Origin of the sequence: Bradyrhizobium tropiciagri (assembly GCF_018130505.1) — a bacterium.
Lineage (GTDB): Bacteria > Pseudomonadota > Alphaproteobacteria > Rhizobiales > Xanthobacteraceae > Bradyrhizobium > Bradyrhizobium tropiciagri_B.
Genome location: NZ_JAFCKH010000004.1, coordinates 194,329 through 216,121, shown reverse-complemented (window position 1 = coordinate 216,121; position 21,793 = coordinate 194,329). Strand labels below are relative to the sequence as shown.

Sequence of the window (21,793 nt, the reverse complement as noted above, 5' to 3'; positions counted from 1 at the left end):
GCCTATTTGCTTGGCAGCAATTGCACCACGTGGAACGCAGCGCCCAACCTCACGCCGCTTTCGCGGCCTTCTCGGCCGGCGCAGTTTCCATCGCGCGCATATACAGATCGAGCAGCGACTCGCGCTCGTCGCGTTCGTCCTGGTCCTGCTTGCGGAGCGTGATGATCTCCTTGAGGATCTTCACGTCGAAACCTTCGCCCTTGGCTTCCGAAGCACTTCCTTCTTCTGCTCGTTCAGTTCCTGCAGCTCGGCGTCGATGTTCTCGACCCGCTCGACGAAGGAACGAATTTCTCCGCTGCGATTCCCACTCTGACGCCCGCGACCGGGCGCCCTTAAACAGCAGAAACCCCGCAGAGATGCGGGGTTTCTCGTTGGCGCCCTCTTCAGCCAGCTCTGCGTGCGGCCGGCGCCTGAGCGCCGGCCCGAGGCTGAGTTGCTGGCCGCAGCGGTCCTTACTGGCAATAGTCCCAGAAGCCCTGGGTGCGGGATGGATCGGTGTAGTACCAGCACATGCCGGGCGCGGGCGCTGCGCCGGCCCAGGCGGCCGCCGTCGCCGCCGTCACCATGCCGATTGCCGCTCCGGCCGCGATGGCACCGCCCCTCGGCCAGCCATACCAGCCTGGCCTCGCCCATCCGCCACCGCCTCGCACGACGGTGGTGCCGCGGACCGCGACGTTGCCGCGTGGGCCGACGACGGCGGTACGACCGCGATACGCGCCGCCGCGCGGTCCGACCACCGCACCGCCGCGATGCACGACGGCTCCGCCGCGCGGCCCGACGGCCGCACCGCCTCGGCGACCCGCTGCGCGCACGTCGATGATATCGGATGATCTTGCATCGCCTTTGCCCAGCGCCATCGGGCTGAGCGGTGCCGCCGACAACGGGCCGGCCGGCAATGCCGCGGTGACCGCGATCGCGAGGATGGAGGTCGCCAGCTTGGTCAATCGTAAACCGTAACGCATCATTGTACCTCGTTTGTTCAGCTCTCGCTTCCGTTGCACAAATCCCCCGCGAGGATGACGGCAGGTTTCATTCATGGAATCAAGCTGGATTCAGCAGGCGTAGCCCGGATGAGCGAAGCGACATCCGGGGCCGACACGCAGCTCGCAAGATCGATCCCGCATGTCGCTTCGCTCATGCGGGCTACTTGCTGACCATCGTGGATTGATGGTGATCGCGATGGGGATGCGCCGGTCACTCATGACATGCTGGTGCAGATCATCATGACCATGATGCAGGTTTCCGGCCCCATCAATCGTTTACGCCAAAGTCCGTCAACTTCCAGCCGGACTCATCCTTGGCAAAGGAGTAGATGATCGAGTCGCAAAAGGCAGAGTAACTGACCTCACCCTTGGGGGATGTGTCCTTGACCGGCTTCTGCTTGGCAAGACACGCCCGGTGGGCAGGTTTGAAAGCCCCCTTCCAGATCACGGGAAACTCCGCCACTTTTCGCACATCCTGGTAGAGGACAGGATATTTGATCATGTCCGATACGGCCTTCTGGTCGCTTTTGCCGACTGCAGCTTTGAACTGCGTCCAGAACGCTGCGAAACCGTCATCGCTCCCTGCCGCCAGCGTCGGTCCCGCTGATGTCAGCAAACCAGCTACAAGCAGTCCCCTGCCGATCAGCGAACCGAACGAATTCATTTTGATCTCTCCAGCGGCCATATCGGGTTTGAGGCCGGCCGGGCAGCAAGGACCTCGCGGCATTTGTCGCAGAAAAGAACCTGTAGGTTCACACAGCAAGCGTAGCCCGGATGAGCGAAGCGACATCCGGGGCCGATACGCAGCTCGCAAGATCGATCCCGCATATCGCTTCGCTCATGCGGGCTACTTGCTCCAACCTCACGCCGCCTTCGCTTCCTTCTCCGCCGGCGTCGTCTCCATCGCGCGCATGTAGAGATCGAGCAGCGACTCCCGCTCGTCGCGTTCGTCCTGGTCCTGCTTGCGGAGCTTGATGATCTCCTTGAGGATCTTCACGTCGAAACCTTCGCCCTTGGCTTCGGAAAACACTTCCTTCTTCTGCTCGTTCAGTTCCTGCAGCTCGGCGTCGATGTTCTCGACCCGCTCGACGAAGGAGCGAATTTTTCCGCCGGGAATGGTGATGTCAGACATGGTGCCTCTTCGGTGAATGTGCCTGCGAAAATGCAAGCAAAGAGATGACCAATGTCTTAAGCCGCGCGATCGCCGCGGCGGCTCGCGTAGGATGGGTAGAGCGCAGCGAAACCCATCGATTTTGCCCGCGGCGCCAATGATGGGTTTCGCTTCGCTCTACCCATCCTACGAGGCTTCGCTCTACCCATCCTACGCCACGCGCAACGTGAACCGCGTCAATTCGGACGGGCGGCCGAGCCGTAACGCAAAACCCGGCCAGAGCGCGGTGCCGTTGTTGACGTAGAGCGTCAGGCCGTCGACGTCGTAGCGGCCCGAGACGAAGCCGGCATTGGCGCGCGCGGCCAGGCGGTCGATCCCCACGATCAATCCGCCATGCGTGTGTCCGGAGAGTTGCAGCGCGACGCCGAGCGCGGCAGCGCTTCGTGCGTCGCACGGCTGGTGGTCGAGCAGGATGACGGGAACGCCCTTGGGGACGCCGCCGAGAACCGCGGCAAGGTCGCGGACGGGATGCCCCCTGTGGCGCGACGCGCGGTCGGTGATCCCTGCGATCACGAGGCGCCCGCCGCCGCGCTCGAGAACGATGTGCCTGTTCTCGAGCGAGCGCAGACCGAGCGCAGCATACTGCGCCATCCACGCATCATAGCCGAAGATGTATTCGTGATTGCCGGAGATCACGTAGACGCCGTCGGCCGCCATCAGGTCGCGCAGCGGCGCGATGTCCTTGTGCCGCGCATCGATGGAGCCGTCGATCAGATCGCCGGTGATCGCGATCAGGTCCACGCCGAGCTTGTTCGATCGCGCGACGACTTCGCGCGCCCATGATGCGGGAAACAGCCGGCTGATGTGAAGGTCCGTCAGTTGCAGGATGGTGTAGCCGTCGAACTGTCGCGGCAGTCCGCTTATGCCGATCTCGACGTCGTTCAATGGCGGAATGCGCATCGCCTGCTGGACGCCGATCGCGGCGGCTGTGGCCGCCAGCGCCGCAAGTGCGTAGCGGACGCCGTCGGGCGCGCCGACGATGCCGCCATGGATCAGCGCGGCGACGATCAGCCCGGCATCGAGCACGAGTTGCAGCAGCGCCAGCAGGAGGATCGCACCGAACGCCCAGTTGAACAGCGCCACCACCGGACGCGGAAACTCCGGCGAGAACACCGATCCCGACGACAGCCGGTTCCAGCGGTGAAACTGCAGAGCGACCAGCACGAACAGCGCCGCGACGATCTTCGCCGCGAGCGGCAAGTCGAGCGGCCAGATGAAGCGGGCCAGGATCAGCAGACCAGTCAGGCCGAAGATGAGTTGCGGAATCGGTTCGCTCCGGATCGGATCGGTGGGCTGAGCGGTCAGCGCTTGGCGAAGGTAGGCCGGATCGGCCGCGGGCGTAAGCCGCCATCATCAGCACATTTTCCGGCGTGTCGCGCTTCGCCGAGACCCCGTGCGCGCGGGTCGCTTCGCCGCGGAGCGAGGCTGGCGCCGCCCCCAAACAGCGCCGAAGGCCCGAATCGAAGCCTTGATGGAGGTTTCCAGGCACCTCCCCATCGGCGGCAACCCTCCCAGAAATTAGGACTTGAACGTCGCTCATTTCTGGGCTAATTATTGAACATTGTTCATTTTCGTTGGAACCGGCGATGCAGACGACCTTCCGGATGGACGGCTTGACCGGGCCGCGTCGGCCCGTGAAGCCGTGGGCGAAATACACCCCGGCGATAATCACCATCGGCATCATCGCGGCATTCGCGCTGCACGGACGCATCGCGCAGCCGGCCAATTACAACGATTTCGCCGACCACTCGGCCCTGTTTGGCGTCCCCCACGCAGGCGACGTCCTTTCCAACATTGGCTTCGCGCTGGTCGCGATCTGGGGCTGGCTGGCGCTGCGGCCCTGGCGCGGCAGCGATCGGCTACGCGCGGGATGGCCCGGCTATCGCCTGTTCCTGATCGGTCTGTTCCTGACCGCGTTCGGGTCCGCGTTCTTCCACCTCGCCCCCGGCAATGGCCGGCTGACCTGGGACATGCTGCCGATCGCGCTTGCCGGCGCGGGCTTGCTGGTCGGCGTCCACGGCGACGTCAGGCCCGGGTCGAAGACCAACATCGAGGCAATCGGTCTCGCGCTGTTCGCGGCCGCCGCTGTCGCATGGTGGGTCTACACCGACAGCAACGGTGCAGGCGACCTGCGGCCGTATCTGCTGCTGCAAGTGCTCCCGCTCGTCCTGATTCCGCTCTGGCAGGCGATCTATCGCGCGCCGCGCACCGACCGCATCGCGTTCGCCGCCGCGATGGGTCTGTACGTTGTGGCCAAGCTCGCTGAGCTGTTCGACCATCAGATCGCAAGCGCGCTCGGCTTCGTCAGCGGACACACGTTGAAGCATCTGCTCGCGACGGCAGCCACGGCCGCGATCGTCTGGGGGCTGACGCGACGATGCTCAGTCGACAATTTCTGAATAATAAAAAAGTAGCACTGAGTTGCCCGACGTGTCAAGTCGGCTGCATGTGTCAGCGCGCCGCCGGCTACTTTGCATGGGGTTGTTTTCGCCAATTTGAGTGCGCGTACTCCGCCGTGACATTGCAATGGCATCGGCGTAGCCTCATGGGCACGGCTGGGGCCCCTGGGCCCGCGGGAAAGCCGCTCGAGAGCCATCACCGCCGCGACAGCAGGCACGCCCATGCTGAAATGGTGCTCCTATTGTCAGCAGTTCATGCAGGAGATCGCGCCCTACGACGATTTCAGCATCTCGCATGGCCTGTGCACCTCGTGTGATGCCTCCCTCAAGGATCCGTTCGCGAATCATGAGATCGAGCGGTCCCTGTTCCTGAGCGGCGTCTTCCATCGTCTGTTCGACGCCGGCCGGCACGAAGACTTCAACACCGCCGCCCGGATTGTCGAGCGGGCCATCGCCGCGAATTGCAGGCCGGTCGACATCCTGATCGGCATGCTCTCTCCGATGCTCTATGAAATCGGAGAGGAGTGGAAGCGCGGCGCCCTGAGCGTCGAAGCCGAGCATCGCTTCACGGCTTTCTCGGAGCGGGTGGTCCGGTTGGTCGAGTCCAGGATTGGGGCAGCCGCCGCGCCCTCCTCCCGGCCCGGCACGACACTGCTGTTCCTGATGAACGCCCCCGGCAACCGGCACCGCCTTGCGGTGCGCATCCTGGCGCTCTGGCTGAAAGGCCGCGGAGCGCGGGTGCGGATCGTTGACGGCGATCTGGACCACGCGAGGCTGCTGCACAGCATTGCCGCCGAACGGCCGGACTATCTCCTGATCTCGATGGCCGTCATCGAACAGCGCGATCGCGTGGTCGAGATTTGCGGTGCGGCGCAGGCGCTGCCGCAGGATGTGCGGCCGAAGATCGTCGTCGGCGGCTATCCGGTGAAGGCCGGGCTGATCGAGTCGATCCCGGGGGCCGAACTGCTGTCGGATATCACCGTGCTGCAAATCGCATAGCCGGTCCGAACACGGCTTGGATTGACCAGCTTGGAAGCAATATCCATATGGGACCGGCGAGGTGGCTGGTCCGCCATTTCGCTCCAGCCTGGATCAAGCCAATCACCCGGCCGCGTCCTTCACACCTCTTCCCTCCCCGGAGCCGCCGTGCCCGCACTCTCGATCCTCGATCTCGTCCGCGTCACCCAGGATACCGACGCAAGCGGCGCGCTGAACAACGCGCGCGATGTCGCCGTGCATGCCGAGGCGCTCGGCTATCGCCGCATCTGGGTGGCGGAGCATCACAACATGGCGGGCATCGCGAGCGCGGCGACGGCGGTGGTGATCGGTCATATCGCGGCGGGAACGAAGACGATCCGGGTCGGTGCCGGCGGCATCATGCTGCCGAACCACGCGCCTTACGTCATTGCCGAGCAGTTCGGCACGCTGGCGCGGCTGTTTCCGGACCGTATCGACCTCGGGCTCGGCCGCGCGCCGGGAACGGACCAACTGACGCTGCGCGCGCTGCGCCGTACGCCGGAGTCCGCCGAGAATTTTCCGCAGGACGTGCTCGAGGTGCAGGCCTTCCTGGCGGCGGCCGGGCCCAACCAGCGCATCCAGGCGGTGCCGGCAGCCGGCACCGACGTGCCGCTGTGGATCCTCGGCTCGAGCAATTTCGGCGCGATGCTGGCCGGCGAGCTCGGCCTGCCCTACGCCTTCGCCTCGCATTTCGCGCCGGAGCTGCTGCTGCAGGCGCTCGATATCTACCGCGCGCGTTTCAAGCCGTCCGAGCAGCTCGACCGCCCCTACACGATGGTCGGCGTCAACATCATCGCCGCCGAGACCGACGCGGAAGCCCGGCGCCTCGCGACCACGCAGCAGATGTCGTTCACCAACATCTTCCGCGGCGCGCGCGGGCTGAGTCAGCCGCCGATCGACGACATCGAGACCTACTGGTCGCCGTCGGAGAAGATGCAGGCGATGCGGATGCTCGCCCGCTCCATCATCGGCTCGCCCGAAACGGTGCGCGCCGGCATCGATGCGCTGGTCGCCGAGACCGGCGCCGACGAGCTGATGATCGTGTCCGACGTCTACGAGCACCAAAAGCGGCTGCGCTCGTTCGAGCTGATTGCAAAGGCTGGCGGGATCAGCGCCTGACGCGCGGCTGTAGGATGGGTAGAGCGAAGCGAAACCCATCATCCATCCCCGGGCGTCAAGACGATGGGTTTCGCTTCGCTCTACCCATCCTACGCAGTGACCGCAGCAAGCTCGGCTACGGCACGCCCTCAACAGCCGGACGCCTGAACCCCATCGCCACCCACGCCCCGAGCAGCTTCAGCATGAATTTCCCGGAGTGGCCGGGATAGTTGGTCGTGTCGTCGGGCAGGATCACGCCCTCGGGCCGTTCCGCCGTCATCATCCGCATGCTGGCCGGCGGCATGTCCTCCGGCAGCCGGCCGCGATAGAGCGTGAGCCAGTGCCCCTTGGTGAAGTCGAGGAACATCGCCGTGTTGCAGCAGCGCGCGACCATGCGCCGCGTCGGCGTCTCCGGCTTCAGCCGCCGCTCCTCGAGCAGCTCCCCGCCTCTGACACAGCGCACGCGATCCTTGCGATAGAGCACGTAGTCCGTGCCGCCATCCCCGGCCAGCACGGCATCGGCACCCGGCATCGCCTGATGCCGGCGGCCGGCCTCCTGGCAGCTCGTGCAATAGCAGATGCCGCGCAGGATCGGCGGCCCGGTAACTTCGAGCTCGACCTTGCCGCAGCGGCACGATGCCGAGATGCGCGCATTGCTCATTTTCACATTCCTGTCCTGTTCACACCTTGCTCAGCGCCTGCGCGAGATCGGCAACCAGATCGGATGGATGCTCGATCCCGATCGACAGCCGGATCGTCGTATCCAGCACGCCGATCCGCTTCCTGATCTCCGCCGGCACGCCGGAATGCGTCATCGTCGCCGGCAGGCTCGCCAGCGACTCGGTGCCGCCGAGACTCACCGCGAGCTTGAAGATCTGCAGGCTGTTGAGGAAGGTTTCCGCTTCCGCCTGCCCGCCGGCGATATCGAAGGAGAAGGTCGAGCCTGCGCCGCTGCATTGCGCGGCGAAGGCGCGGCCCGCCGGCGATGCCGCGTCGAGATGGCCGAGATAATGCACCTTCGCGACCTTGGGATGATCGCGCAGATAATCGGCGACGAGTTGCGCGTTGCGGTCGGCCTTTTCCATGCGCAGGCTGAGCGTCTCCAGCGAGCGGCTGATCATCCAGCAGGAATGCGGATCGAGCTGGGTGCCGATCGCACCACGCAGCGCCTTGACGTCCTTCATCAGCGCCTTGGCGCCGAGCGCCGCGCCGGCGATCAGGTCGGAATGGCCGCCTACATATTTCGTCAGCGAGTACAGCGACAGATCGGCGCCATGCTCGATCGGCCGCTGAAACACCGGCCCGAGCAGCGTGTTGTCGCAGGCGATGACCGGCGTATGGCCCTGCGCCTTGCCGATCGCATCTGCCACGCGCCGCACCAGCGCGACATCGACCAGGCCGTTGGTCGGATTGGCCGGCGTCTCGATGAAGATCATCGACACGCGGCCCCTCTTCATCGCCTCCTCCGCAGCGGCGCGAACCACGCCTTCGTCGACGCCGTCGGCAAAGCCCACCGCGCCGATCGAAAGGCCCGCCAGCGTCTTCGTGAACAGCGTCTCGGTGCCGCCATAGAGCGGCTGCGAATGCAGGATCACATCGCCGGGCCGCGCGAACGCCAGCACGGTGGTCGAGATCGCCGCCATCCCCGAGGAGAACAGCGCGCAGCTCTCGGTGCGCTCATAGATCGCCAGCCGATCCTCGACGATCTCGCTGTTCGGATGGTTGAAGCGCGAATAGACCAGCCCCGCCCCCATCCCTTCCGGCGGCTCACGGCGGCCGGCGACGAAATCGAAGAAGTCCTTGCCGTCCTCGGCGGTCCTGAACACGAAGGTCGAGGTCAGGAACACCGGCGGCTTGACCGCACCCTCCGACAGCTGCGGGTCATAGCCGTAGTTCAGCATCAACGTTTCGGGATGCAGCGTGTGATTGCCGATGTGGGTCTTGGACGGAAACGGTTTTGCCACGGCCTGTCTCCTTGTCGCGAGGGAACGCGGAATTGGCGGCACTTATCCGAATCTTCGTCGTGCAGCGTAATCCAGCTTTGTGAAATTCACCAAAGCGCCGGCGACGCAGCGCTGACGCATCCTTGTGAATAAGCCTTGCGGCGGCCTCGTCGGCTCACGCGTGCGACCGCCGCAGTGGGGTCCGCTTGACCGCCCGCTTCCGCCACATGCGAAATCCGCCTTCGAACGCGTTGGCATTGTCGCCCAACCGCACCTTGCGCGGCGGGTTGCGCACCTGTCCGGCGTTACCGCCACCGAGCACGATGTAGTCGGGCTCGAGCGCGGTGAACAGGCGCGCGATCACGTCGTCGACCGACTTGCGCCACTTCTTCTTGCCGCGGCGCGCCAGCCCGGCAGCGCCGACGTAATCCTCGAAGGTCTTGCCCTTGCGGTAAGGCAGATGGCCGAGTTCCATCGGTTCGGCGAGATCATCCACGATCATCGCCGAGCCGAGGCCGGTGCCGAGGCCGAGGAACAGCATGCGGCCGCCCTCATAGCTGCCGAGCGCCTGCATCAGCGCATCGTTCACCACCTTGGTCGGGTGGCCGAACGCCTTGCGAAAATCGAAGCCGGCCCAGCCATGGCCGAGATTGTACGGCTCGAGTAGCGGCCGGTTGTGAACCACCGGCCCCGGATAGCCGATCGAGATCACGTCATAGGACCAGTCGCTGGTCAACGCCTTGACCTTGCGCACCATTGCGCGCGCCGACAGATGCGGGCCGGACTCGAACTCGCGCTTGATGCGCTCCCGGTCGGTCATGACCTTGACATGGGTGCCGCCGATGTCGATCGCGAGAACGATCCGCCGTGCTGCCCCTTTGTTGCTTTTCCTGGTGGTCTTCTTTGCCATGAATGATACGTGCCCTGCCGCGCCAGCATAGCACATAAAGTCGTAGCCCGAATGAGCGAAGCGACCTCCGGGACCAGCCCGCATATCGCTCCGCCCATACGGGCTACACAGCTTCAAGAACCGGTGATGGCCTCGGGCTTGCGGCTACCAACCGCGATCCACGTTGCGCACTTCGCCGGTTCGCGAGTCGACATGGACCTGCATCCAGCGGCCGGCACGATCGCGGCCCTCGACCTCCCACTCATCGCCGAGGAACTGGGTGTTGGACACGGTCACGATGCCGAGACTGCTGGCAACGCCGAGCGCCGTCTCCATCGACATCTGGTCACCGGAATCAAAGGCCATGGCGGGCGTCGCAACGCCGATCGCCAGCGCCGCGACAGCGGGAAGGATGAATTTTCGCATCGGTCACTCCTCTCGGATCGATTGAGCTATCACGCGGCATAGAACGAGCGGCGAGACTATGAGTTCCGGCGATGTCGATCTGGAACACGCTCGAAATTTGAGCGCTCGCGGCAATTTGACGACGTTCCGGGCACAATCGCGCCGCAGCTTTGTTCCCCATCCGACTCCATTTTGTTCGCAAAGAACGAATCGGAGTCGCGCAAATCAGCGCGCAGCGATTCTTAACAACAAGTTCGATCCGCGCGCATCGTGCGCCATGGTTAATGCATCGGCGCGATGCATGCTGCTTTGTAGGGTGGGCAAAGCGCCAGCGTGCCCACCATCAAGAGCACGCCGTGAATGGTGGGCACGTCGCTGCGCTCCTTTGCCCACCCTACGAGCGTTGACTCAGCAAATCATCGGATCGTCACCGTGATCGCAGACGCCGCCAGGCACGATGCGCGACGCGCTGAAATTGACGACGGGCGACGACGGCATCCGCGCGTGGCTCTCGAGCCACGGCCCGGGCAGAGCGATGGCTGCGCCAACTCGCGACTGTTCGTAGCGTTCGGGCACGCTGTGAGCCATGGCCGATGTCGTGACCATGGCGATTGCGATCAAACTCGCCGACAGGCATTTGACTGGTGTCATCGAAGTTCTCCGTTTGCATCAGCGCCGGACCGCCGGTGCCGAATTTGCTTCGTCACAGGTAATGACGGATCCCGCGGCGCTTTATTTCGCCAGCAAACGGGTTTGTGATGGGCGGTGAGCAATCGGAAATCAGGCAGCACTGCCAACTTGTTCTATGTCTGACTCCACTTTGTTCGCAAAGAACGAATCGGAATCGCGAAAATCAGCCAAGACCGATTCTTAACAAGACGTTTGCTTCGCAACTTCGTAGCCCGGATGCAGCGAAGCGAAATCCGGGAAAGTCTTTCCGCGGTGCCCCCCGGATTGCGCTTCGCTTCATCCGGGCTACGACGCTACGCGCTTTCGTCGTAATCCAGCCCCGGCCGCAGCGCGCGCATCTTGTCCGCGAGCCGGCGGCTTGCCGTCTCCTCCGCGCGCGCGAGGCGGGTTGCGACCGCGACATGGTCCGCATCGCTCTTGTGCTGGTTGAGCTTCGATTGGCCTTCGATCTCATCGACGGTAAGATCGATCACCCGGATCGCCGCCAGCATCATCTCGCGCTTGCCGGGCTCCATCTGCGCCAGGTCCCAGGGCTGTTTCGGCAACCGCGCCTCGGAGACCGCGAGCAGCGCGTCGCCGTGACCGCGGTTGTCGCCGGTCTCGCGCAACTGCGCGACGCCGGACAGATGCACCGCTTCGTAGAGCCAGGTCGAGACGTTGTCCGGTGAGGCGTACCAGTCATTCGAGACGTAAGCGTCGTCGCCGGAAACGATCAGCAGAAAACGCCGCTTGCCGTCGGCGAGCTCGACCAGCGGATTCTTCGCGGTGAGATGGATCTGCACGATCACACGGTCGTCGCGCCGCTCGATCACGAACGGCACGTGCGAAGCCCGCGGACCGCGGTCATCGGCCGCGACGATGACACCGAAGCCGCGCGCGGCCGCGAAGGCAAGCGCGCGCTCCTGTTCGATGCGAAACTGCGGACGCAGGATGTGCATCGCGCGGCGTGTCAGGCCGGATACTTGCGGCCGACGATGATGCGCGCGCCATCCGGGCCGATCTCTTCCTGATGGCTGTTGCCGGCCGGCACCGCGAAGACGTCGCCGCGCCGATGCGCCACCGAGTTGCCGTCCCGGATCACGATGAAGGTGCCGTCGAGCACCAGTCCGCGGATGTCGAAATCGTGGATATGGCCGGTGTTGGCGGGGCGCGGATCGAGCGACCTGGTTTCGATGTCGGTATACCCCGCCGATTTCAGCTCGGCTTCGAAAGTGTCCTGGTTCATGGCACGCGTCCTCCGAAATATCCGGGCGCAGCAACCCGTTGAGCGAGTCACAAAATCTCGTACACCGACACGTTGTCGGCGATGCCGCCCAATGTCACGGATTTCCGCGTCGGCCGCAACCCGCTCGCGGCCGACAAGGCCCTAGCCTCGGCGTTCTCCACCACCGCCTCCGTCACCGCGATCGAGCGTAGGCGCCCACCGCTGTCATCGCCCGGTTCAACCGGGCGATCCAGTACGCCTCGGCGCATCGGCTCAAGCACTGCTGCCTCTGGAATACTGGATCACCCGGTCAAGCCGGGTGATGACGCCGCGTTGTTTGGCGAGCGACGCGCCACAAGCTCACGGTCGTCCCTGCGCAAGCAGGGACGACGGCTGGAGTGTACGCTCCACCCGCCCCATTCCGCCGTTGAACTGGCGGCAACCGGCGGGTTACCCTTGCCTACCCTCACGCAAAGAAGGCTCATCATGAACGGCAACCGGTATTATGGGGTTCGCGTCGAGGGCGCGAAATATGGCGTCGGCTTCGGCTCGGCGCTGGCGATCGCGATCTCCTACACCAAGAACCACTCGATCCTGTGGGCGATCATCCACGGCATCCTTGGCTGGCTCTACGTGATCTATGCGGCGCTGTTCGGATGACGCAGAAGCCATGAACGTCATCTCCATCCAGTCGCAGGTCGCCTACGGCCATGTCGGCAACAGCGCCGCGGTGTTTCCGATGCAGCTCGCCGGCATCGACGTGATCGCCGTGCCGACCACGCTGCTCAGCAACCGGCCGGGCTATCCGACCATCCGCGGCCGCGTGCTCGACGTGCAGCTGGTCGCGGACCTCCTGCGCGGCATCGAGGAGCGCGGCGCCGTCGAGGGCGCGAAGCTGATCCTGTCCGGCTATCTCGGCTCGGCCGACATCGCGCTCGAGGTCGCCGACTTCGTCGCCCGCGCCAAGGAGAGCAACCCGGCGCTGCGCTATTGCTGCGACCCCGTGCTCGGCGATCGCGACCGCGGCATGTTCGTACGACCGGACATCCCGCCGCTGGTGCGCGACGAGCTCTGCCCGCTCGCCGACATCATCACCCCCAACCATTTCGAGTTCGAGTTTCTGTGCGGCGCGGAGGCGAGGACGTCCGGTGATTTGGTGAGGCACGCCGGCATGGTGATGGCGCGCGGGCCGTCGACCATCGTCGTCACCAGCGCCGAGCTCGCTGATACGCCCGATGGCGAGATCGAAACGCTGGCGATCGAACGCACGTCCGCGTGGCGCGTCCGCACGCCGCGTGTGCCGATCAGCCCGTCCGGCACCGGCGACCTGTTCGCCGCGCTGTTCGCCTCCGCCCGCGTGCGCGGCGCCGCAACGCCCGATGCGCTCGGCTATGCCGCGTCCGCCATCCACGGCGTGCTGGAGCGCACGGCGCAAAGGGGGACCGAGGAAATGCGCATCGTCGAAAGCGCCGACGTCATGCTTGAACCGAAACGCCGCTTCGAGGCCGTCGCGATCGCCACCCCCTAGACATTCCGGACATATCTCATGATCGACCTCGCCACCCTGCTCACTTATGCCGCCGTCGTGCTCGGCCTGTTCCTGATCCCCGGCCCGGCGGTGCTGCTGGTGCTGGCGCGATCGGTGACCGGCGGTCCGCGCGTCGGCGTCGCCACAGGATTCGGCATCGCGCTCGGCGACCTCGTCCACACCGCGATGGCAACGTTCGGGCTCTCAGCTGTGCTGATGACCTCGGCGCTCGCCTTCTCGATCGTGAAATATGCCGGCGTGGTCTATCTGATCGTGCTCGGCATCCGCGCCCTGTTCGAGAGGAACGAGGACCTGCGCCTTCCCGCCGCGCAGCCGGTCGACGCGCATCGCGCGTTCCGCCAGGCCGTGCTCGCCGAGATGCTCAACCCGAAGACCGCGCTGTTCTTCCTCGCCTTCCTGCCGCAGTTCGTCCATCCCGGCCACGGCTCCGCCGTCGCGCAGTTCGCAACGCTCGGGCTGATCTTCGTCGCGATGAGCGCGGCCTACACCTCGCTGCTGGCGCTGGCGGCTGGCCAGATCAGCCCGTGGATCAGGCGCAACCGGAGCATCGGGCGCTGGCAGGGCCGCGTGGTCGGCACGATCTACATCGCGCTCGGCATCCGCCTCGCCTTCCAGGAGCGCTGAGCGCAGATGTCGCCCGTAAAGCCGCAAGCCAGCTACGACGACTTCGCCCGCCTCGACATCCGCATCGGCAAGGTCGTCGAGGTGCAGCCGTTTCCGCGCGCCCGCAACCCGTCCTACAAAGTCGGCGTCGACATCGGCGCCGAACGCATCATGTGGTCGAGCGCGCAGATCACCAATTACGAGCCGGCGGCGCTGCTCGGCTCCCTCGTCGTATGCATCTGCAATCTCGGTGCGAAGAACATCGCGGGTTTCACATCGGAACTGCTGATTCTCGGCGCCAAGGATGCAACAGGCAACGTGATTGTGCTTGGCCCGCGCAGCGAGGTCGGGATCGGCGAACCGATCTTCTGATCACGCGCTGATCACGGCGCGGTGATTCAAATCGTCGGCATTCTCCGTAGTTTTCCGATGGGGGATCATCCGGATTCTCCCCAAGGCTGCACACTGCTATTCCAGCACGCGACGAGTCGACTCGCCATGGAATCAAGAACTGGAATCAGCAGATGTCCGCCGTCTATTTCCACTGCTCCGACGAACAGCACGTGCTCCTCGATCGCAACGGCGCCGCGATGGATCTTGCGGAGGCCCGCGTCCATGCCGAGCGCCTGGTGCGCAGCTATGTGATGACGCCGAGCGCCGAGGACTGGCGCAACTGGGTGCTGCACGTCACCGACGATCTCGGCGACGAGCTGTTCGAGCTCCCGTTCACCGCGGTGCTGGGCGAGTTGCACTGAGAGGATGCGATGGAACTCTCCCTGCAGTGGCTCCGCCGCACCCTCGCCGAACTTCTCGTGCGCAGCCAGGCGCTGATCGTGGGCGCCTGCCACCCCTATCGCCCGGAGCTGCACTACATGCGCGGACCCGGCCCAAAATGGCACGCCCGACACCCGGCCGCGCTGCGCGACTAAAGTCGCAGACGGCGCAAGGCGGCCATGAACGAGAAAAGGCCGGCGGGCATTACGCCACCGGCCTTCTCCTGCAGCTGCCGGCTCAAGGAGGTCCGGTTCCGCCGCAATTCCACTGGCTCGAAGCCTGCACCGAGATTTTTAATCAAATCTTAACGTCGCAGCGGTGAGCTGGGTCACAAAGCAACGTCGTCGTGCCGCGCATCGCGCCTGCACTTCTGTTCATCGCGTGACGTGCTGCACATCGTTTCTGCGCCGATCGCCCGACGATTGTGCGTAACGCATCTTAGGGAACACCCGACTCAGTGTTACCCTGTGATGCAAACCGAAACGGGGAACTTCGGTATGCCATACTACACATTCGATCTCGTGATCGGAGATGAGTTCCGCAATCAGGGAACCATCATCCTCGAAGACATCAGCCTTGCCTCCGATCGCGCCGACCAGCTCGCGAACGAGCTGGCGCAGGTCAAGCCGGAGCTGAAGGCGCGCGGCTGCTCGGTGCGCGTCACCGACGTCGATCGCCGCGAGCTCTACCGCACGCCGCTCGACCCTGTGCCGCAGTGGCGCAAGGCCGGCTGACGACGCCGCGGCTCAGGCGATAGCGCCGCTCACCGCGCGGTCTTGATCATGCTGCGCGTGGCGACCGGGTCGACGAGACCCGGCAGGAAGCTGAAATTGGCTGACGTCTTGCCGTCGACCAGCGTCGCGAAGTTGTGGCAGCTGACGCACGAGCCGGGACCCGGCAGGCTGGAATTGCTGCCGTTGTAGTTCTGGATGTAGGTCTCGAGCGTCATGTTCGAGAGCATCCCGGGCACCGCGTTGGCCGGCACGGGATTCGGCGGCGTCGGCGGTTCGAGCTGCCCGCCCCATTGCGTGCCGATCAGCATGTAGTTCTGGAACACGCTCTTCACCGAGCCGAGCGCATTGCGCCACTGCGTGTTGAGCGCACTGGTCGTCGGATAGATCTGCCAGCAGCGCACCGCCTGCGGCATCGCGGTTGCCGGCGTCGTTCCGCCCTGCGCATAGGGCGGCCGCGGATTCCACGGAAACTGCGTCTTGGCACCGGATGGTCCCTGCGGGGCGATGTTGGTGCCCTGCCCCGACTGCGGCGGACCGTAGAACGAGTAGTGCGCGCCCGATACGGGTGCGGCCGGTCCGCAGCTCGGCTGGTTGATCCAGTAGGTCGGCGTGCCCGGATCGCCGCAGCCGTTCGAGACGTTGCACGGCGCCTGCGCCAGCGGCGCGTTGTCGACATGCTCGAAGGTGGCCCAGATCCATTGCGCCAGCAGCGCCTTGTTCTTCTCCACGAACGGGTTGCGCTGCAGGATGTGCATCCCGACCAGCCCCACCTTCTCGCTGCGGCAGAACGGCTTGCCGTTGCTGACGAGGTCGCCGGCGACGGCGAGCAGGATGTTCTGCGTGAAGTATTTCGACGCGTCGTCCTTGGCGGGATCGAGAACGCGCCAGGCCGCCTTGATCTCGATCGAGCCGTTCTTGCCGTCGGCCACCGAGGCCGACGAGGTGAACTCGGCGCCCTTCGGATTGTTCTTGATGAAATTGAGCTGCCCGTTGCGCGTGGTCAGCGTCTGCGCCGACAATCCCTGCGGCGCGCGCAGATAGGAAGCCTCGATCGCATTGACGCGTCGCTCGAACAGCGTCCAGTTGCCGTTGACGTCGATCAGCGGAAGGTTGGTCGAGGCCTGCAGATACTCCTCGTTGTTCGGCGCGGGCTTACCGTTGCCATCAGAGCCGATATAGAACTTCGGCAAAGCGAGCGCCTGGGTGCAGCCGGCGCGCACCTTCGAATTGCCGAACAGCGCGCTGACCTTGGTGTAGGTTTGCCAGACCCGCGGCCCCGGCGCCGTCAATCCCTGTGCCGGCGGCTTTGCGGTGCTGTCGGCCGCCCAGCTGAGCGCCACGAACATCTGCCAGGCCATGTTGTCGAACGGCGTCTGCACGTCCTCCGCAGCGCTGCGCGGCGGCTCGCCATAAAGCCCGTTGTAGCCGACGGTCAGTCCCAGCCGCGAATCCTCTCCGATATAGGCCGGCAACTTCGAGCACAGCGTGTTGCCCGTGCCGTCGACGCAGAGCTGCGCCTGCGGTTGATATTGGGTCTGCGCGGCCGGCCGCAGCGGCTCGGCGACGATGACCACCGCAATCAAGAACGGCAGCAGGACTGCAGCAAGCCATGTCTTCATGATGCCCCCCGAGAAAGTCGGCCGACAACGTTCGCGCGCGTAACAACGCACGATCGAGCCGGCTCAGCCGATAATCGCTATTAAATTGAAAGATACTATCGCACCACCTGAGATGATAGCACCGCTCGGGCCGCGGCACAACCGGTACGAAAAATTACTATCTAAGATAGAATTGAACGACAGCCGCCCACAACCGGAGCGTGCGTCCGTGCCCCGCGCTTACTTCTTGAGGTTCAAGCGGCCGATGAAGTCGCGCTTGCCGAGCGGCGCGCCCTTGTGGCGCAAAATGTCGTAGGCCGTGGTGGCGTGGAAGAAGAAGTTCGGCAGCGAGAACGACATCAGGAAGCCCTCGGCCGTGAACGGCAGCGAGCGATCGCCGACCTTGAAGGTGACGTCGCGGCCGATCAGCGCGTTGACGGACTCCGGCGTCAGGCCCGTGAGTTCGCTCTGCGCGTCCTTCACCAGCGCCTGCAGTCCGGCATAGTCCAGATCGGGCTTGCCCGACGGCGGCACGAACACGCCGCTCCGCGCAGCCTCGATCGCGCCGCGCGAATGATGCGCGAGCGAGACCACCTGGAAGCGGAACGGCAGCATGTCCGGAAACAGCCGCGTGTCGACGATCTCGGCCGGATCGACGCCGTTCGCCTTGAAATGCTCGAGGCTCTTGTCCATGAAGCCGGTGACGGCACCGACGACCTGCAGATAGTTGGCGACGGTCGCGTCGTAGAGTGAGAAGGCCATGGCGAATTCCCCCCTGATTTGTTTGCCGCGACCACAGAGTTCCCGGAATTTCCGGCGATGGCAAGCGGCAGCCTCGGGAGGAGTTCAAGCCGAATGGTCCGGCGGAGGCGTCCGCCGGATCATGCCTTGTTGCCCGTCTTCTCGATGGTCAGCCTTGCAGCGGCCCGCGCATCATCTTGATGGCGTCCTCGATGTGACGCCAGTCGCGGGCTTCCTCCGCCTCGCCCTTGCTCTCGCAGGCCACCGCGTTCTGCGCGGCCTGTGCGATCGCCTGCAGGCCGTGCTTTTGCAGCATCTGCCGCGCAATGACATGGATTTGCGTTTCGGCAATCATGGCGTTCTCCTCGGCTGTGCAATGCCGCAGGACAGGCGTCAGCGACGGTCCCCGCGGCCCTGCATGAAAACTGCGGAACGCGATGTCTGGTTCCAGCGCCGCCGCCGGGTTCGACGCAATCACCGGTTCCCATCGGTCATTGCGGAAGCTACAGAGGAGCTTCCGCATTCCGCACGACGCTGTGACCATGGCGCAGAACATCTACGACGATCCCGGCTTCTTTGCCGGCTACAGCCAGTTGCCGCGGCAGGTCCGCGGCCTGGTCGGCGCGCCGGAATGGCCGGCGATCCGCGCCATGCTGCCTGAGGTTTCCGGCAAGCGCGTGGTCGACCTCGGCTGCGGCTTCGGCTGGGCATCGCGTTGGATGCGCGAGCAAGGCGCGGCCTCCGTGCTCGGCCTCGACCTGTCGCAGAACATGATCGCGCGGGCGCAGGAGATGACGCAGGATCCGGCGATCAGCTACGAGATCGCCGATCTCGAAACGCTGCAACTGCCGGAGGCCGCGTTCGAGCTCGCCTACAGCGCCCTCGCCTTCCACTACATCAGGGATTTCGATCGCCTCGTGCGCATGCTGCATCGCGCGCTGGTCCCCGGCGCGCAACTGGTCTTCACCGTCGAGCACCCGGTCTACATGGCGGCGGCGCATCCCGACTGGATCAACGATCAAGACGGACGCAAGACCTGGCCGGTCAACCGCTACTTCATCGAAGGCGAGCGGCGCACCGATTGGTACGTCAAGGGCGTGCTCAAATATCACCGCACTATCGGCACGACGCTGAATGCGCTGATCGCCGCCGGATTTGCGCTCCGCCATGTCGCGGAGTTTTCGCCGACAGCAGAACAGATTGCCGCAATGCCGGCGCTTGCCGACGAGCTCGAGCGTCCGATGATGATGTTGATCTCGGCGCAGCGCTAACGCGCCCTACGCGGCGGCGCGGCCCGGCGTTGCCAGCAGCCTGTCGAAGTCTTCCGGCGGATAGGAATTGCCGTCCGTGTCGGTGATGACGACCTGCCATCCTTCACTGGCCCAGACCCTTGCCTTTGCGACAATGAGCCAGGTGCTCTGCCGTTCGATTCTGACCGTCGCGTTATCGCGTTCTGCGATCATCTTGTAGGCCAAGGTTTCTACCTCGTGTCGACTCGTGCGTTCCGCCGACTGTTGGCAGCGCCGTTAGGCCGCAATTCGCCGGCAGCGTGACAATTTGGTGAAGCCGTTCTGCACTGGGGTTTGCAGCGCCACGGACTACCGCCGCGGCGGACGCTATCCGATTCCCCACAAGAAAAACCCCGCCTTCGGGGACAACCGAAGGCGGGGAAGGTTCATTGGGTTGAAATCCACGCGACGTGAGCGCGGGGAAGTAGCACCATCGATCTTAGTTGGACCGATGACGCCGACAACAGGATTAAAGCGCTGACCGGCCCGGGACTTTTTCCCGGCCAAACCGGCAAAATTCCCGCCGTCCGCGCCGCGCAAAAGCCTACTGCACGACATCCAGCCTGACATTGGCGATGCCCTTGCCGATCATGCCGAGCTCATGCGCCGCCGAGTATGAGACGTCGACGATGCGCCCGGGCACGTAGGGTCCGCGGTCGTTGACGCGCACCGTCACCGAACGGCCGCTCTTGACGTCAGTGACGCGCAGCTTGGTGCCAAACGGCAAGGTCGGATGCGCGGCGGTCAATTCGCGGCCGTCGAACTTCTCGCCGCTCGCGGTCGGTTGCGCCTCGCTGTAGAAGCTTGCGACCCCGTGCGAGGCGACCTTGGTCCCGGCGGGCTTGCTGCGCGACGCATAGGGCGTGTGCCTGCGCGCCACCGCAAGGCGCGTGCGCGCCGGAGCGGCGCGCGTCGGCTCGATCGATGCAGTGCGGCTCGCCAGCGCCTGTGAGCGCTCGGCGATGCCAGAGGATTGTGCGCATGCCGCAAGCGATGCGGCACCGATGACCAGCGCAAACAGGCGAAGCGCCGTTCGCGTCCGATCAGATGAGACCGAGGGCGCAGCGACTATTGCACCACGCTTGATGCCGACGTCCGAAGTGACAGCCCCTTCGCATGACATGTTGCATCCCCAACTCCACGGGCCCCCAGCCCAAGCCGAAAATCCAACATCCCCTATCAGCCGAATCCAATCGGGGCGGAACGGTGGCGGGATTCGATGGGACGCAACCTGCGCGCGCCGATTTCCGTTCAGTGTGCCGATTTGGCCACAACCGAGAGCATCGGATCGGTCCTGGCGGGAGTTCGTTCCCGGTCGAGAAGGATGACCGGAAATGCCCCCGGAGGTTTGGTTCCCCAATCACCCCAACCTCTCCACCCTCTGGCCATGCTTTGGTCAAACCGGGCTGGAGTCTTGAGACAGGCCAGAGTCGACAGGGACGAGAATTCGCCGGCCGCCATTTGCGGTTTGACCTTGGACCGGATAACGGGGACCGCCAAATGCAATCAACAGTTTCGATGAAAGACGCAGATCCACACGACATTTTCGCGATAGAGCCCAGCTTCGCCCCAGCGCGCACTGAACAGGCCGCGCCAACGCTCGCGCCCGTCGGCACGACACCGGCGCAGCACCGCGAGCCCTATTTCGGCCCGAGCCAGCCGGCCTCGCCGACGCCACCGGTCGCGGCGCCGGCCGCCGTTGCAGCGCCGCCACCGGCGCCGTCGGTTGCGCCGATGTACCACGCGCACGCCGCCCCGCCGCACGACATCAGGCTCGACGACATCAAGCTCGACCGCGCGCTGCCACGCAGCAACAAATGGGCGATCCGCATCTTCTGGTTCCTGTTCGCGATCGTCAGCGCCATGGGCGCTGCGGCGTGGCAGCATTACGGTGACCGCGCCAAGCAGCTGGTCGTCGAGTGGGTGCCGCAGGTGACGCAACTGGCGTCGCTGATCCCGGGCAAAGAGGAGGCCCCGGCCGCCGACCAGGCAAGCCAGCCGGTCGCGCAAGCCGCGGCCGCCGAGCAGCCCGCCGAGGCTGCAGCACCGCCGCAACCTGCCGCGCAGCCGCAGGAGGTTGCCGCTGCAGCCGCGCCCGCGCCGGCCCCGGTCGCATCCCCGGCTCCGGCTGCGTCCGCGCCGCCGGCCGCAGCCGCGACCCCGGTCGCAGCCCCGGCGGCACCCGTCGCCGCCGTGTCGCCCGAGCAAACCCAATTGCTGCAGTCGATGGCGCGCGACCTGGCATCGATGGGCCAGCAGATCGAGCAGCTCAAGGCGAGCATCGACCAGCTCAAGAGCAGCCAGGATCAGCTGGCGCAGCGCATTGCAAAGACGGCCGAGACCAGGGCCGTCGAGCCGCGCCCTGCTCCTCCGCCCCGGCCGCGCGCTGCGACGCCGCCGCCGGCCGCTGCGCCGCATGCGGCGGCTGTAGTCCCGCCGCCGGTCCGCCGGCCGGCGCAGGCCTATATCCCGCCGCCTCCGTCCGCAGCACCGGCTCCGACTTACCCGCCGCGCACGTCATCGGCGCTGCCCCCGCCGCCGACGGCGGCGCCGATGCCGCTGCGGTCGCAGCAGCAATCCGATGTCGTTGACGCCGATGACGGCGGCCCCGTGGTGCGGCCGCCGATGCCGGTGCGCTGAGAACGACGCGAGGGCGGATTTCGCATCAAGCGCAATCCGCCCTCATCCACGATAGAGCGGGCGGAT

At 65.2% G+C, this 21,793-nt stretch carries 29 protein-coding genes and 1 pseudogene; 12 read left to right on the top strand and 18 right to left on the bottom strand.

Annotated features, from left to right (window positions below):
• Window positions 1–49: 49 nt before the first annotated feature.
• The 5 genes and pseudogenes from JQ633_RS11780 to JQ633_RS11760 form a co-directional block, all read right to left on the bottom strand.
• Window positions 50–288: pseudogene (locus tag JQ633_RS11780) on the bottom strand (DUF2312 domain-containing protein).
• Between the two features lie 164 nt (window positions 289–452).
• Entirely contained in the window at window positions 453–965 is a 513-nt protein-coding gene (locus JQ633_RS35175) for a hypothetical protein (protein WP_349631552.1), read from the bottom strand.
• 286 nt (window positions 966–1,251) lie between these two features.
• Window positions 1,252–1,647, bottom strand: coding sequence for a hypothetical protein (locus JQ633_RS11770; protein WP_211985182.1), 396 nt, complete (start codon window positions 1,645–1,647; stop codon window positions 1,252–1,254).
• 198 nt (window positions 1,648–1,845) lie between these two features.
• Complete coding sequence (locus tag JQ633_RS11765) at window positions 1,846–2,115, bottom strand: DUF2312 domain-containing protein (RefSeq protein WP_211985181.1); 270 nt, start codon at window positions 2,113–2,115, stop codon at window positions 1,846–1,848.
• Between the two features lie 189 nt (window positions 2,116–2,304).
• Window positions 2,305–3,420: a metallophosphoesterase gene (locus tag JQ633_RS11760; protein ID WP_211985540.1), complete on the bottom strand. Its 1,116-nt coding sequence runs from the start codon at window positions 3,418–3,420 to the stop codon at window positions 2,305–2,307.
• A 320-nt stretch (window positions 3,421–3,740) separates the two neighbouring features.
• Between JQ633_RS11760 and JQ633_RS11755 the strand changes: the two genes are divergently transcribed.
• From JQ633_RS11755 to JQ633_RS11745, 3 genes are all read left to right on the top strand, one after another.
• Window positions 3,741–4,553, top strand: a complete 813-nt coding sequence (locus JQ633_RS11755) for a hypothetical protein (RefSeq protein WP_211985180.1) — start codon at window positions 3,741–3,743, stop codon at window positions 4,551–4,553.
• A 255-nt stretch (window positions 4,554–4,808) separates the two neighbouring features.
• Window positions 4,809–5,552 carry a cobalamin B12-binding domain-containing protein gene (locus JQ633_RS11750; RefSeq protein ID WP_211985179.1) on the top strand — a complete coding sequence of 248 codons (744 nt, stop codon included), beginning with the start codon at window positions 4,809–4,811 and terminating at the stop codon, window positions 5,550–5,552.
• A gap of 147 nt (window positions 5,553–5,699) precedes the next feature.
• Window positions 5,700–6,689, top strand: coding sequence for an LLM class flavin-dependent oxidoreductase (locus tag JQ633_RS11745; protein ID WP_211985178.1), 990 nt, complete (start codon window positions 5,700–5,702; stop codon window positions 6,687–6,689).
• A 115-nt stretch (window positions 6,690–6,804) separates the two neighbouring features.
• On the opposite strand, the gene JQ633_RS11740 is transcribed toward JQ633_RS11745, so the two are convergent.
• The 8 genes from JQ633_RS11740 to JQ633_RS11705 all read right to left on the bottom strand — a co-directional run bounded on the left by JQ633_RS11740 (window position 6,805) and on the right by JQ633_RS11705 (window position 12,080).
• Window positions 6,805–7,329: a GFA family protein gene (locus JQ633_RS11740; protein WP_211985177.1), complete on the bottom strand. Its 525-nt coding sequence runs from the start codon at window positions 7,327–7,329 to the stop codon at window positions 6,805–6,807.
• Window positions 7,330–7,348: 19 nt separating this feature from the next.
• Window positions 7,349–8,632 (bottom strand): cystathionine gamma-synthase family protein, encoded by a 1,284-nt coding sequence (locus tag JQ633_RS11735; protein WP_211985176.1) that lies wholly within the window; start codon window positions 8,630–8,632, stop codon window positions 7,349–7,351.
• Window positions 8,633–8,786: 154 nt separating this feature from the next.
• The gene (locus tag JQ633_RS11730) at window positions 8,787–9,521 is read right to left on the bottom strand and encodes an ROK family protein (RefSeq protein WP_211985175.1); all 735 of its coding nucleotides are present in this window, start codon (window positions 9,519–9,521) and stop codon (window positions 8,787–8,789) included.
• A gap of 144 nt (window positions 9,522–9,665) precedes the next feature.
• A complete protein-coding gene (locus JQ633_RS11725; RefSeq protein WP_211985174.1) occupies window positions 9,666–9,926 on the bottom strand; it encodes a PepSY domain-containing protein in 261 nt (86 codons plus the stop codon).
• Between the two features lie 387 nt (window positions 9,927–10,313).
• A complete protein-coding gene (locus JQ633_RS11720) occupies window positions 10,314–10,556 on the bottom strand; it encodes a hypothetical protein (RefSeq protein WP_211985173.1) in 243 nt (80 codons plus the stop codon).
• Window positions 10,557–10,888: 332 nt separating this feature from the next.
• Window positions 10,889–11,533, bottom strand: a complete 645-nt coding sequence (locus JQ633_RS11715) for an FMN-binding negative transcriptional regulator (RefSeq protein WP_211985172.1) — start codon at window positions 11,531–11,533, stop codon at window positions 10,889–10,891.
• A gap of 11 nt (window positions 11,534–11,544) precedes the next feature.
• The gene (locus JQ633_RS11710) at window positions 11,545–11,820 is read right to left on the bottom strand and encodes a hypothetical protein (protein ID WP_211985171.1); all 276 of its coding nucleotides are present in this window, start codon (window positions 11,818–11,820) and stop codon (window positions 11,545–11,547) included.
• A 47-nt stretch (window positions 11,821–11,867) separates the two neighbouring features.
• Complete coding sequence (locus JQ633_RS11705) at window positions 11,868–12,080, bottom strand: hypothetical protein (protein WP_211985170.1); 213 nt, start codon at window positions 12,078–12,080, stop codon at window positions 11,868–11,870.
• 205 nt (window positions 12,081–12,285) lie between these two features.
• Between JQ633_RS11705 and JQ633_RS11700 the strand changes: the two genes are divergently transcribed.
• From JQ633_RS11700 to JQ633_RS11670, 7 genes are all read left to right on the top strand, one after another.
• Window positions 12,286–12,459 carry a hypothetical protein gene (locus JQ633_RS11700; RefSeq protein ID WP_016840760.1) on the top strand — a complete coding sequence of 58 codons (174 nt, stop codon included), beginning with the start codon at window positions 12,286–12,288 and terminating at the stop codon, window positions 12,457–12,459.
• A 10-nt stretch (window positions 12,460–12,469) separates the two neighbouring features.
• On the top strand, window positions 12,470–13,327 hold the full coding sequence (pdxY, locus tag JQ633_RS11695; protein WP_249159215.1) for a pyridoxal kinase PdxY: 858 nt from the start codon (window positions 12,470–12,472) through the stop codon (window positions 13,325–13,327).
• 18 nt (window positions 13,328–13,345) lie between these two features.
• Window positions 13,346–13,972 carry a LysE family translocator gene (locus tag JQ633_RS11690; RefSeq protein ID WP_211985168.1) on the top strand — a complete coding sequence of 209 codons (627 nt, stop codon included), beginning with the start codon at window positions 13,346–13,348 and terminating at the stop codon, window positions 13,970–13,972.
• 6 nt (window positions 13,973–13,978) lie between these two features.
• Window positions 13,979–14,323 carry a tRNA-binding protein gene (locus tag JQ633_RS11685; RefSeq protein WP_211985167.1) on the top strand — a complete coding sequence of 115 codons (345 nt, stop codon included), beginning with the start codon at window positions 13,979–13,981 and terminating at the stop codon, window positions 14,321–14,323.
• A 152-nt stretch (window positions 14,324–14,475) separates the two neighbouring features.
• A complete protein-coding gene (locus JQ633_RS11680) occupies window positions 14,476–14,706 on the top strand; it encodes a DUF6894 family protein (RefSeq protein ID WP_211985166.1) in 231 nt (76 codons plus the stop codon).
• A 9-nt stretch (window positions 14,707–14,715) separates the two neighbouring features.
• Window positions 14,716–14,880 carry a hypothetical protein gene (locus JQ633_RS11675; protein WP_211985165.1) on the top strand — a complete coding sequence of 55 codons (165 nt, stop codon included), beginning with the start codon at window positions 14,716–14,718 and terminating at the stop codon, window positions 14,878–14,880.
• 342 nt (window positions 14,881–15,222) lie between these two features.
• Window positions 15,223–15,459, top strand: coding sequence for a DUF6894 family protein (locus tag JQ633_RS11670; protein ID WP_211985164.1), 237 nt, complete (start codon window positions 15,223–15,225; stop codon window positions 15,457–15,459).
• A gap of 29 nt (window positions 15,460–15,488) precedes the next feature.
• Here the strand turns inward: JQ633_RS11670 and JQ633_RS11665 are convergent, their stop codons facing one another.
• From JQ633_RS11665 to JQ633_RS11655, 3 genes are all read right to left on the bottom strand, one after another.
• Window positions 15,489–17,078 carry a hypothetical protein gene (locus tag JQ633_RS11665; RefSeq protein ID WP_249159214.1) on the bottom strand — a complete coding sequence of 530 codons (1,590 nt, stop codon included), beginning with the start codon at window positions 17,076–17,078 and terminating at the stop codon, window positions 15,489–15,491.
• Window positions 17,079–17,297: 219 nt separating this feature from the next.
• Window positions 17,298–17,819 carry a DUF1993 domain-containing protein gene (locus tag JQ633_RS11660; protein ID WP_211985163.1) on the bottom strand — a complete coding sequence of 174 codons (522 nt, stop codon included), beginning with the start codon at window positions 17,817–17,819 and terminating at the stop codon, window positions 17,298–17,300.
• 148 nt (window positions 17,820–17,967) lie between these two features.
• Window positions 17,968–18,153, bottom strand: coding sequence for a hypothetical protein (locus JQ633_RS11655; protein WP_211985538.1), 186 nt, complete (start codon window positions 18,151–18,153; stop codon window positions 17,968–17,970).
• Window positions 18,154–18,340: 187 nt separating this feature from the next.
• Here JQ633_RS11655 and JQ633_RS11650 point away from each other — a divergent pair, with 187 nt between their 5' ends.
• Window positions 18,341–19,069 (top strand): class I SAM-dependent methyltransferase, encoded by a 729-nt coding sequence (locus JQ633_RS11650; protein ID WP_211985162.1) that lies wholly within the window; start codon window positions 18,341–18,343, stop codon window positions 19,067–19,069.
• A gap of 6 nt (window positions 19,070–19,075) precedes the next feature.
• Here the strand turns inward: JQ633_RS11650 and JQ633_RS11645 are convergent, their stop codons facing one another.
• Both JQ633_RS11645 and JQ633_RS11640 read right to left on the bottom strand, forming a co-directional pair.
• On the bottom strand, window positions 19,076–19,273 hold the full coding sequence (locus JQ633_RS11645; protein WP_249159213.1) for a hypothetical protein: 198 nt from the start codon (window positions 19,271–19,273) through the stop codon (window positions 19,076–19,078).
• 358 nt (window positions 19,274–19,631) lie between these two features.
• Window positions 19,632–20,210, bottom strand: a complete 579-nt coding sequence (locus JQ633_RS11640; RefSeq protein WP_211985161.1) for a septal ring lytic transglycosylase RlpA family protein — start codon at window positions 20,208–20,210, stop codon at window positions 19,632–19,634.
• Between the two features lie 395 nt (window positions 20,211–20,605).
• Here JQ633_RS11640 and JQ633_RS11635 point away from each other — a divergent pair, with 395 nt between their 5' ends.
• Window positions 20,606–21,727, top strand: coding sequence for a hypothetical protein (locus tag JQ633_RS11635; RefSeq protein WP_211985160.1), 1,122 nt, complete (start codon window positions 20,606–20,608; stop codon window positions 21,725–21,727).
• Window positions 21,728–21,793 lie beyond the last annotated feature (66 nt).

Coding starts and splice junctions, on each gene's coding strand:
- JQ633_RS35175 (WP_349631552.1), bottom strand. CDS start 965: ATGATGCGTTACGGTTTACGATTGACCAAGCTGGCGACCTCCATCCTC.
- JQ633_RS11770 (WP_211985182.1), bottom strand. CDS start 1,647: ATGAATTCGTTCGGTTCGCTGATCGGCAGGGGACTGCTTGTAGCTGGT.
- JQ633_RS11765 (WP_211985181.1), bottom strand. CDS start 2,115: ATGTCTGACATCACCATTCCCGGCGGAAAAATTCGCTCCTTCGTCGAG.
- JQ633_RS11755 (WP_211985180.1), top strand. CDS start 3,741: ATGCAGACGACCTTCCGGATGGACGGCTTGACCGGGCCGCGTCGGCCC.
- JQ633_RS11750 (WP_211985179.1), top strand. CDS start 4,809: ATGCAGGAGATCGCGCCCTACGACGATTTCAGCATCTCGCATGGCCTG.
- JQ633_RS11740 (WP_211985177.1), bottom strand. CDS start 7,329: ATGAGCAATGCGCGCATCTCGGCATCGTGCCGCTGCGGCAAGGTCGAG.
- JQ633_RS11730 (WP_211985175.1), bottom strand. CDS start 9,521: ATGGCAAAGAAGACCACCAGGAAAAGCAACAAAGGGGCAGCACGGCGG.
- JQ633_RS11725 (WP_211985174.1), bottom strand. CDS start 9,926: ATGCGAAAATTCATCCTTCCCGCTGTCGCGGCGCTGGCGATCGGCGTT.
- JQ633_RS11720 (WP_211985173.1), bottom strand. CDS start 10,556: ATGACACCAGTCAAATGCCTGTCGGCGAGTTTGATCGCAATCGCCATG.
- JQ633_RS11715 (WP_211985172.1), bottom strand. CDS start 11,533: ATGCACATCCTGCGTCCGCAGTTTCGCATCGAACAGGAGCGCGCGCTT.
- JQ633_RS11710 (WP_211985171.1), bottom strand. CDS start 11,820: ATGAACCAGGACACTTTCGAAGCCGAGCTGAAATCGGCGGGGTATACC.
- JQ633_RS11700 (WP_016840760.1), top strand. CDS start 12,286: ATGAACGGCAACCGGTATTATGGGGTTCGCGTCGAGGGCGCGAAATAT.
- pdxY (WP_249159215.1), top strand. CDS start 12,470: ATGAACGTCATCTCCATCCAGTCGCAGGTCGCCTACGGCCATGTCGGC.
- JQ633_RS11690 (WP_211985168.1), top strand. CDS start 13,346: ATGATCGACCTCGCCACCCTGCTCACTTATGCCGCCGTCGTGCTCGGC.
- JQ633_RS11685 (WP_211985167.1), top strand. CDS start 13,979: ATGTCGCCCGTAAAGCCGCAAGCCAGCTACGACGACTTCGCCCGCCTC.
- JQ633_RS11680 (WP_211985166.1), top strand. CDS start 14,476: ATGTCCGCCGTCTATTTCCACTGCTCCGACGAACAGCACGTGCTCCTC.
- JQ633_RS11675 (WP_211985165.1), top strand. CDS start 14,716: ATGGAACTCTCCCTGCAGTGGCTCCGCCGCACCCTCGCCGAACTTCTC.
- JQ633_RS11670 (WP_211985164.1), top strand. CDS start 15,223: ATGCCATACTACACATTCGATCTCGTGATCGGAGATGAGTTCCGCAAT.
- JQ633_RS11665 (WP_249159214.1), bottom strand. CDS start 17,078: ATGAAGACATGGCTTGCTGCAGTCCTGCTGCCGTTCTTGATTGCGGTG.
- JQ633_RS11660 (WP_211985163.1), bottom strand. CDS start 17,819: ATGGCCTTCTCACTCTACGACGCGACCGTCGCCAACTATCTGCAGGTC.
- JQ633_RS11655 (WP_211985538.1), bottom strand. CDS start 18,153: ATGATTGCCGAAACGCAAATCCATGTCATTGCGCGGCAGATGCTGCAA.
- JQ633_RS11650 (WP_211985162.1), top strand. CDS start 18,341: ATGGCGCAGAACATCTACGACGATCCCGGCTTCTTTGCCGGCTACAGC.
- JQ633_RS11640 (WP_211985161.1), bottom strand. CDS start 20,210: ATGTCATGCGAAGGGGCTGTCACTTCGGACGTCGGCATCAAGCGTGGT.
- JQ633_RS11635 (WP_211985160.1), top strand. CDS start 20,606: ATGAAAGACGCAGATCCACACGACATTTTCGCGATAGAGCCCAGCTTC.